Source organism: Rhizobium moroccans (genome assembly GCF_057559155.1).
Window position 1 is genome coordinate 1 of sequence record NZ_JBHFJG010000033.1, and the last position, 8,268, is coordinate 8,268.

General features: G+C 54.3%; 10 protein-coding genes. 5 read left to right on the top strand and 5 right to left on the bottom strand.

The annotated features are described in order from the left end of the window. The 4 genes from istB to ACE04I_RS16670 form a co-directional block, all read left to right on the top strand. A partial coding sequence (istB, locus tag ACE04I_RS16655) for an IS21-like element helper ATPase IstB (protein ID WP_487207212.1) occupies positions 1-521 on the top strand: 521 nt, incomplete at its 5' end. Between the two features lie 181 nt (positions 522-702). Continuing rightward, entirely contained in the window at positions 703-1,701 is a 999-nt protein-coding gene (locus tag ACE04I_RS16660) for an SIR2 family protein (protein WP_487207298.1), read from the top strand. Beyond that, complete coding sequence (locus ACE04I_RS16665; RefSeq protein WP_487207299.1) at positions 1,698-3,527, top strand: ATP-binding protein; 1,830 nt, start codon at positions 1,698-1,700, stop codon at positions 3,525-3,527. The genes ACE04I_RS16660 and ACE04I_RS16665 overlap by 4 nt, the downstream gene beginning before the upstream one ends. A gap of 16 nt (positions 3,528-3,543) precedes the next feature. Continuing rightward, on the top strand, positions 3,544-3,903 hold the full coding sequence (locus ACE04I_RS16670; protein WP_487207300.1) for a hypothetical protein: 360 nt from the start codon (positions 3,544-3,546) through the stop codon (positions 3,901-3,903). Positions 3,904-3,973: 70 nt separating this feature from the next. Here the strand turns inward: ACE04I_RS16670 and ACE04I_RS16675 are convergent, their stop codons facing one another. From ACE04I_RS16675 to pip, 3 genes are all read right to left on the bottom strand, one after another. Continuing rightward, positions 3,974-4,750 carry a class I SAM-dependent methyltransferase gene (locus ACE04I_RS16675; RefSeq protein ID WP_487207301.1) on the bottom strand — a complete coding sequence of 259 codons (777 nt, stop codon included), beginning with the start codon at positions 4,748-4,750 and terminating at the stop codon, positions 3,974-3,976. A 150-nt stretch (positions 4,751-4,900) separates the two neighbouring features. After that, a complete protein-coding gene (locus tag ACE04I_RS16680) occupies positions 4,901-5,404 on the bottom strand; it encodes a GNAT family N-acetyltransferase (RefSeq protein WP_413436320.1) in 504 nt (167 codons plus the stop codon). A gap of 151 nt (positions 5,405-5,555) precedes the next feature. After that, on the bottom strand, positions 5,556-6,500 hold the full coding sequence (pip, locus tag ACE04I_RS16685; protein ID WP_487207302.1) for a prolyl aminopeptidase: 945 nt from the start codon (positions 6,498-6,500) through the stop codon (positions 5,556-5,558). Here pip and ACE04I_RS16690 point away from each other — a divergent pair. Further along, positions 6,499-6,924: a TIR domain-containing protein gene (locus tag ACE04I_RS16690; protein ID WP_487207303.1), complete on the top strand. Its 426-nt coding sequence runs from the start codon at positions 6,499-6,501 to the stop codon at positions 6,922-6,924. The genes pip and ACE04I_RS16690 overlap by 2 nt on opposite strands. A gap of 239 nt (positions 6,925-7,163) precedes the next feature. Here ACE04I_RS16690 and ACE04I_RS16695 read toward each other — a convergent pair whose 3' ends face one another. After that, complete coding sequence (locus ACE04I_RS16695) at positions 7,164-8,102, bottom strand: toll/interleukin-1 receptor domain-containing protein (RefSeq protein ID WP_487207304.1); 939 nt, start codon at positions 8,100-8,102, stop codon at positions 7,164-7,166. 118 nt (positions 8,103-8,220) lie between these two features. Then, the coding region (locus ACE04I_RS16700; RefSeq protein WP_268877042.1) for a helix-turn-helix domain-containing protein at positions 8,221-8,268 on the bottom strand (48 nt) is incomplete at its 5' end.

Sequence of the window (8,268 nt, forward strand, 5' to 3'; positions counted from 1 at the left end):
TTCTCGACGAGGCCAACAACATCGTCCTCGTCGGCGGTCCCGGCACGGGCAAGACGCATATCGCCACGGCCATCGGTGTCCAGGCCATCGAGCATCATCACAAGCGGGTTCGGTTCTTCTCGACCGTGGAACTGGTCAACGCGCTTGAGCAGGAGAAGTCCCAAGGTCGCCCAGGCCAGATCGCCAACCGCCTGGCACACTCCGATCTCGTCATCTTGGACGAGCTGGGTTACCTGCCGTTCAGTGCTTCAGGCGGTGCGCTGCTGTTCCATCTGCTGAGCAAGCTCTACGAGCACACGAGCGTCATCATCACCACCAACCTGAGCTTCAGCGAATGGGCCAGCGTCTTTGGCGATGCCAAGATGACGACCGCGCTGCTCGACCGGCTCACCCATCATTGCCACATCCTCGAAACCGGAAACGACAGCTTCCGGTTCAAAAACAGTTCGGCCCATGAGCCCAAAGCGACGAAGGAGAAACGCAGAAACTTGACCACCCCAACCACGACGGACGATACCTAAGGCGGGTCACTTCTCGGCGCAAATCCCGGGTCAGCTCTCAGTGCAAATCAACAATCTGTGCTCTTCAGGAGATATCCCGCAATATCATTATGTCCCGGTTGCTCGCTAAACGGGAATGCGCTCTATTTCTCTCATGGCGCGCACATTGATTCTCTCGAACCAAGCTGACGATGTTCGGAAGTTGGTTGAATCCTACATTCAATCCGGAAACCTGAACTTCCTCATTGGATCAGGGGCGTCGATGCCTGCAATTCAGGTTGCTGGCGATATCGAAGCGCAGATCAATGGTCTCCTTATCGGGGGCAATTCTGAAGAGGCCAATCTGGTGGCGCTCGATTTCATCGAGGAGCTTGCTGAAGCCAACGTTGACCTGCTTGCGGAGATCGATAAGGAGCCACTCACCGAGACGCTTTCCAATTACGTCGAGTTCCTTTCGATCATTGATGCCATTCTGTTCGAACGGAAGAACATTCTTTTGCCCCGGCAGGCGAACATTTTCACCACGAACTACGATCTTTTCATTGAGAAGGCGGCTTCCAAGCTTCCCAATGTCACGTTGAACGACGGGTTCGATCGAACATCGGCAGTGGGCAACAGGTATCTGTTTTCGCCGGCACGATACTTCGACAGGACCTACCGGTCGGGTAACCTAACCGACCGGATAGCCGAACTGCCGGTATTGAACCTGATAAAGGTGCACGGGTCGCTTAGTTGGATACGAGACGCCGATAAGGAGATTCGCTTCGAGTCGGAAGGCGTCAAACTTTCCGGTAACGTGAGCAAAATTGATCCCACCGCGGTGCAAGCCGCTTTGGCCACGCGCGCATTGATCCTTCCAAACCTTAGGAAGTTTGAATCCGCGTTGATGGAACGCGTCTATTTCGACTTGCTCCGCCTTTTGTCCAACTGCATGGACAAGGATAATTCACTCCTTGTCGCGTTCGGCTTTTCGTTCGCCGATGAGCATATTCTCGACATTACCCAGCGTGCCCTTCGCAATCCGACCGCCCAGTTGCTGATCTTTGCTTATTCTGAAGCGAGCGTGGCAGGATTCTCGGGCAAGTTCGCTCAGAACCGAAATGTCACGATTGTCGGTCCGGGCACGGGGCCGTCCATCGACTTCAAGTCTTTCAATTCCGTTCTGCGGGCAATCATTCCCGATGGCGGTGCACCGCAATGAGCGACGTCCGTCTCCAGAAGGAGGCTGTTCTTAGGGTCGGTGAGGTCTCGGGCGTTACCGGGCGAAGGATTCTCGTCACGGTCGACAAGGATAAGAACCTGTCCGAGCTTTTCTACGACGGCGATCTTCTTAGGAATATCGCGGTCGGGAGCTACATCGACATCCGAAAGGGATTCGTGAGCCTAATAGGTAAGGTCGAGGGCGAGAATGCCAACCCTGACACCTCTCGATTCGATGATGGCGAACCGGTTGTTAGAGGTCGCCGCGTGCTTTCCGTGGCACTGGTCGGATTCATTGATCGGCGAGGTCGTTTCTATGGAGGGACCAAGGAGCTCCCGCTGGTCGGAAACGAAGCATTCCTGCTTACGCGCGAACGCGTACTCCAGGTTCACAACCTGATCGCGGAAGACGGAATAGCCCTGCATATCGCGACCTCGGAGTATGAGGGCTATGACATTGCCCTTCCGGTTGACGGCCTTATGAACAGCCATATCGCCATTTTTGGTAACACGGGGAGCGGTAAGTCGAATACGTTGGCCACGCTCTACCAACATTTCGTCACCGAATTACGCGCCATAAATCAGCAGAGGTTCGACGACAACTGTCGGATTATACTGTTCGACTTCAATGGCGAGTACGCCCACACCGACTGCATCGCCAATGACAAGACCGTCTACAATCTCTCTACGCGGGTTAATGGTGGCGACAAGGTCCCACTAGGAAACACAGGTCTGCTGGACTTGGAGATGCTCTCGATTATTTCGGATGCCACCGAGAAAACGCAGAAGCCTTTTCTGCGCCGGGTCCTCTCCAGGTATGACGCCGTCATGGGTGGAAATGACCCGATTGGACATCTCAGGAACATCGTTCGGCAGCAGATCACGCAAATACTTGGGATGTCGGACAAGGTAAGGGCGGACTTGCTTTTCGACTACCTGCGGCAGGTTCTTCCCGAGCAGGATCAGAACGGCGGCACGGTCGAACTCGCTTCCGACCTCGAATGGCACAACATGACTGCCCAATTTAAATGCGGCCAGGAATATCTGCGCAACAATCTGCCAGCGATCCAGAATACCATCGTCTATGGACATGTCGCGAATCTCGAGTTCGAAGACGACATCATCGCGGACTTCGTGACATTCTCATATGTCCAGCTCATTTACGACGTCCTCGCAAACCGGGCTCAGAATGAACATATCGCCCCGGTTATAAACAAGCTGCGGAGTAAGCAGAACGATATCCGAAAGGTGTTCAATCCGGCGATCCAAGGCGACGTCTTTGCCAGCAACGTGGTTGTCGTAAATCTAAACGACGTCAACCTAGAAATGAAAAAGACGATACCGCTCCTTCTGTGTCGTCGCATCTATCAGGAACACAAGACGTCGTTCCAAGGGAAGACCCTGAACATAATCATCGACGAAGCCCATAATATCCTATCGACCGAGTCCTCGCGGGAGACGGAAAGCTGGAAGGACTATCGCCTCGAAACCTTCGAGGAAATCATCAAGGAAGGCCGGAAATTCGGTGTCTTCGTAACGATTGCCAGTCAGCGCCCGAATGACATCTCGCCGACCATCACATCCCAAGCGCACAACTACTTCATTCATCGGCTGATCAATCAGAAAGACCTGCAGTCGATCGCCAGCGCGGTGTCCTACATCGACAAACTGACCGAAGAGTCGATCCCAACCCTACCGACCGGGACCTGCATTTTCAGCGGCATGGCGGGACAGATGCCTCTTAAACTGAACATCAAGGCCCTTGAACACACCCTGCAGCCAAAGAGCACCACGCTCCGCTTCGCCTCTTTGCTTTCCCAGAATTAATCGGAACAAGAAACTTATGCGACAAGCGCTAGCGCTAGGATTATTGATCATCATCGGGGTCTGCTCAGAAACCGACGCTCAAGAATGTGCAGCGAAGCCGCCAACTGAATTAATCACTGCAAGCGAGGCAGCGTTCATGCGCTTTAACAATGACAAGATGTTCACTTCTCCGATTGCTGAACTCACCCCACGTGCATCGAATTTTTCATTCCTAGCGAACATCCCTATCTGGGTTGGCACTCTGCAGGTCATCGACAAGACCGGCACAGTGGTCGCGTCATTGATCCCCCAGGTTCATTGTAACGGCGGCGTTGAATTTTCCGTAGAATGGAAGAGACAGGCAGATGGAACTATCAAGCCAGGGCTTGGCGAGTAGGTGTCCGGCCCCTTTGGGCCGAATGCCGTCAGGGCAAGGAGCGCGCCAATACCGGCAATACGGGGCAGCGTTAATCTTTGATTGTACCCCACACCACTTCTGAGCCTACTGAAAATTGCAGCATCAGGTCGTTTGCATGCGGCATCAAGATTTCTTGTAGCTCGGCATCAAACTGCCGCAACTGGTCGCCTAGACGCGATGGCGCGAAAGTGTCGCGAGAATGCTGGCAGCGGATAAAGTCACTCACACTTTGCGTAATTGGCTCCGAGATAAAGAACTCTCTGCCTTCGACGTGTAGGTATGATTGATACTCAGACCGCATCTCCTGCTTGCTGTCATGATCGAATTCCTTGCCTGTAGCTAATGGTACCCATTTTGCGAGGAAACGCTTCCATTCGGAAGCCCAAGCAGGCCTAAACGGTGTATCTCCGGATACGATTGCGATCTTATGGGTGGCAGAGGCAAAGGACCTCAGGCGCGGAAACAGGCGGCGGTGTTCCATCCAATGGATGCTCGCGGCAGCGACGATCAGATCGAGGCTATTGCCAGAGCCCTCGTAGTCCTCAGCAAGGCCGACGATCCATTCGATATTGGCGGCTCGCCCATCTTTCATTGTATGAGCGAGATCGATCATAGCCTGCGATGGGTCTATCGCGATCACGTTCTTGAAATGCCGAGACAGTGGGCGGCTTATTTTCCCCGGCCCACAGCCCAAATCCAACAAGCAATTGTGATGAGGAGCGATAGACAGGAGTTTGTCATATACGCCACCCGGATAGGGCGGCCTGTAGATATAGTTCTCGACAACCGACACGTCTTCAAATGACGCCCCACTTCGCTCGACCATTTAAGACTCCAGCCATTGTCTCCGTCGAGAATGGCTGCCTAGCCTATGCCTGTGAATACCTGATGACACCTGGACCTTCCGTCCGCTAATGGCTGATAGGCGTCATGGCCGGATCGCGCCAATAGCTGCCGTAGCGTATGCCCGGTGATTTTAGGCGGTGGAAAGGGTCTTCCGGAACACGACCATGTCGTGGAAGCCCTTCCTGACTGGTCGAGGGAAGAGCTTAGTGCCGATGTCAACAAAGCCCCACCGTCGGTAGGTGTCGATTGCAGTTGATGCAGACGCCATGACATCGAGCCAAGCATACTTCAGATGCTCTTTTCTTGCCTCAGACTCGGCGGCGTTGAGAAGCATCCTGCCCAGCCCACGCCCCTGCGCACCAGGCAGGAGATAAATCCTCGCTATTTCACCTCCATTACCCTCGAAGGTTATTGGCTCGGGCGAGCCTGTAACCATCGCGAGGAACCCAACGGGCCGACCAAACAATTCTGCGATCCATAGCCGAGCGCTCTCTCGGGAGATGAAATCACGAAATGCATCAGCACTGAATGTGTGCAGCTGTTCTGAGAACGCGAGTGGATCGTCCCAGAGGTATCCGTAGCTCGCCGCGTAGGTGGCTGGGCCAATAACTCCAAGCGCTGGCGCGTCAGCCATTGTTGCAGGTCTTACTGTCAATGTTGATCTACACATATAGGCAAGTCCCCACCCGTCGCTCGCACGCAGGTTGCACATTGGCCGATTGTTCGGGCAGTTCTATGGCGGCTTCGGGCCGAATGCCGTCATGGCGCAGAAGCGCCAGAAGCGGTCATAAGAATGCGTCAGTCGCCACTCGCATCTGTGCTCGACATTCAGGTCCGCCGTGGCCTTCGTTATCGATCACGACCAGTCGGCTGGACGGCCATGCTTTGTACAGCCTCCAGGGTGTGATCAGCGGGCCGCTATAATCGCGGCGGCCATGGATCAATACAGCCGGGATGTCTTCAATCTTCGACATGCGGTCAAAAATTGCGTTCCCATCTCGAAGGAATCCATCGTTGGCCCAGTAATGTGCGACAAGAGTTGCAAAGACCAACGCCCGCTCATCGTCGAAACGATGGGAGACAGGGGTAAAGTTCGGATCGAGCGAGATGTGTGTCGACTCCCATTCATTCCAAGCCTTTGCGGCTTCTAGGCGGTCCAGATTGTCATCCGAAGCCAACCTACGAGCATATGCTTCGACTATCCTCTCTCCGGGACGACGGTGCGACGCGGCGTTGAAGTCTTCCCATTCTTTCGGAAACAAGCGCCCGACGCCTTCGGTGATCCAATCGACCTCAGCACGGCTCGTTGTGGTTACCGCCATCAATACCATCTCAGACACTCTCTCAGGGCAGCTTTGCGCAAGAGCAAGCGCCAGGGTAGCTCCCCAAGAGACGCCAGACACCAACCAGGTACCGATCTGCAGATGGCGTCGGACCGCTTCGATGTCGCGTATCAGAACCTGCGTATTGTTGCTCGGTAGGTCAGCTAGATTTTCTACCGCCAAAGGGCGGCTGCGCCCACATCCTCTTTGGTCAATGCCGACAAGATAGTACCGCTGAGGATCAAAAAGCTGACGGTAGCTGCCGGAGCGTAAGCCGCTTCCGGGGCCGCCGTGCAAATAGAGAGCTGGCTTGCCCTTGGGACTACCAGAGACCTCCCAGTAGATTTCGTTTCCATCGTCAACCCTGAGCAGGCCCGAGGCAGACGGTTCTGACGGCGGATAGAGCATGGCGGCATCCGTAAATGTCGCTCGGATAGTTTGTACTTATGACAAGCCAGTGACCGTTGACAGAGAAATGATTTCTGCTTCGCGCCCCCGAAGGGATGTAGCGATGCGTCGGTCGTCAGCTGTCATTGCACTCATCGGAGACAAAACAAAAAATCTCTATCGGTTTGTTAGATGGGAACTGGAGCTAGCTCTCGAACTAGGGCTTCCGATTATCGCCGCAAACCTTAATGAGAGCCGTCAGCAGGACACAAATTGCCCGCCGATCATCCGCGACCAGTGCGTGGTTCACGTGCCCTTTAAGATGAAAGCAATCCGTTTTGCGCTCGACAACTGGCCGGATGAATACCAGCGCATGAGCGCCGAGGACAGGAGCGGCGGTGCCCGTCACTACAGTTCGCAAATCTATATTAACCTCGGACTATGAGTTGCGGGCTTTCGCCGGTGGCCCAGTCAGGCCGCGGAAGTTGAGGTGTAGCCCCGTTCAGCTGGCTTTCCCGCAGGCCGTGACGTCTACGTAGGCTTACGTGGGGAATTTTACTTCGCCACTGGAGAAAATCTCTACTTCGAAAGCCGGCCGGCTAATGAAACGCGGGGACCAAGCTAGGTCTTCGCCAACCGTGGTGTCGCATATGACCTGTAACCCGATATCGAAATAAAATGCTACTAGTCGCCCTTCTTCCCAAATCCGGCAGCAACAAGCTGGCCCGCGACGGAAATAATTTGCGGATCAATCTCAGCCGAATTGAGCGTGGAGAAGGTCGAGCCGCGGTCGATGTTCCAATTTGCAAAGGCTTCACGAACTTCTTCGGGCTTCAGCCGTGAGCCGTAAGCCTTCAAATAGAATTGCCCGAAATGGATCGCGTGAATGCGGTCAGCTGATTTCAGCGCTTCGCTCATGAATGACTTTCCTAGGGAGTATCCGTATTTCGCGAGCGCCCCGAGGAATCCTATAGCGACGATGTTGGCAATGCCTGCCGCGATCACCCTCGACGGTTCGAGCACGATTTGAGGGTTCATCGCCCCTTGCAGCGCCTCGACGGTTAAGATCAGCCCTGCAACCAACGCAAGCGCGCCCCCTCCATAACAGAGATAGGCCGCGCGCTTGTTGTTCTTGCCTTCCGTTTTCTGCATGTCAATCGCATCGTCAACAAATTTTGAAAGATCCTGCTCGACCTCGCGGAGCCTGGTCTCCTGATGCTCTCGCCTCCCCTCGAAATTCGAAATGGTCAGCGCGACTTCCCCGGCAATCTCACGAGGCGGGCGTCCGCGTCCCATCAGGGCAAGCCACTGCCGCAAAATGTCGGGAACCGGGATATCATCGATGATGACAGGGATAAGAAGCTTCCGTCCGCCACTGGCCAGCGCTTTGGCGCGTCCGATCTCGTTCAGCACCCATGAGCTATCCATGCTTTCCTGAGAAATCAGGAAAACGATGGCATCCGCATCATCGAGCGCCTGTTCAAGAATCTTGTTCCAATCGGAGCCTGGCGAGAGAAGCGTCGCATCATACAGTGGCTGATGACCGAACTCCGCTAGTCCTTGAGCAAATCCGTCAGCATACTCTTTATTTCGGCTGGAATGGGATATGAAGACTCTAGCCATGCGGGGTCCTGAAAGCGGTCATTTATCGTGATCGTATTGGTTCATTTACCTGCTCACAATCCAAATATAGACGTCATCCAAGCAATACTCATCCTTTCTACAAAGCGGATTGTTGAGACTATATAATACCCCACGCCCGAAACCTCCCCCTCCCCGTCATCTCTCT

What these genes read in the sequence shown, in the direction of transcription:
- ACE04I_RS16670 (WP_487207300.1), top strand. Translation starts at nt 3,544, where the DNA reads ATGCGACAAGCGCTAGCGCTAGGATTATTGATCATCATCGGGGTCTGC.
- ACE04I_RS16690 (WP_487207303.1), top strand. Translation starts at nt 6,499, where the DNA reads ATGGCGGCATCCGTAAATGTCGCTCGGATAGTTTGTACTTATGACAAG.
- ACE04I_RS16665 (WP_487207299.1), top strand. Translation starts at nt 1,698, where the DNA reads ATGAGCGACGTCCGTCTCCAGAAGGAGGCTGTTCTTAGGGTCGGTGAG.
- ACE04I_RS16680 (WP_413436320.1), bottom strand. Translation starts at nt 5,404, where the DNA reads ATGGCTGACGCGCCAGCGCTTGGAGTTATTGGCCCAGCCACCTACGCG.
- ACE04I_RS16675 (WP_487207301.1), bottom strand. Translation starts at nt 4,750, where the DNA reads ATGGTCGAGCGAAGTGGGGCGTCATTTGAAGACGTGTCGGTTGTCGAG.
- ACE04I_RS16695 (WP_487207304.1), bottom strand. Translation starts at nt 8,102, where the DNA reads ATGGCTAGAGTCTTCATATCCCATTCCAGCCGAAATAAAGAGTATGCT.
- pip (WP_487207302.1), bottom strand. Translation starts at nt 6,500, where the DNA reads ATGCTCTATCCGCCGTCAGAACCGTCTGCCTCGGGCCTGCTCAGGGTT.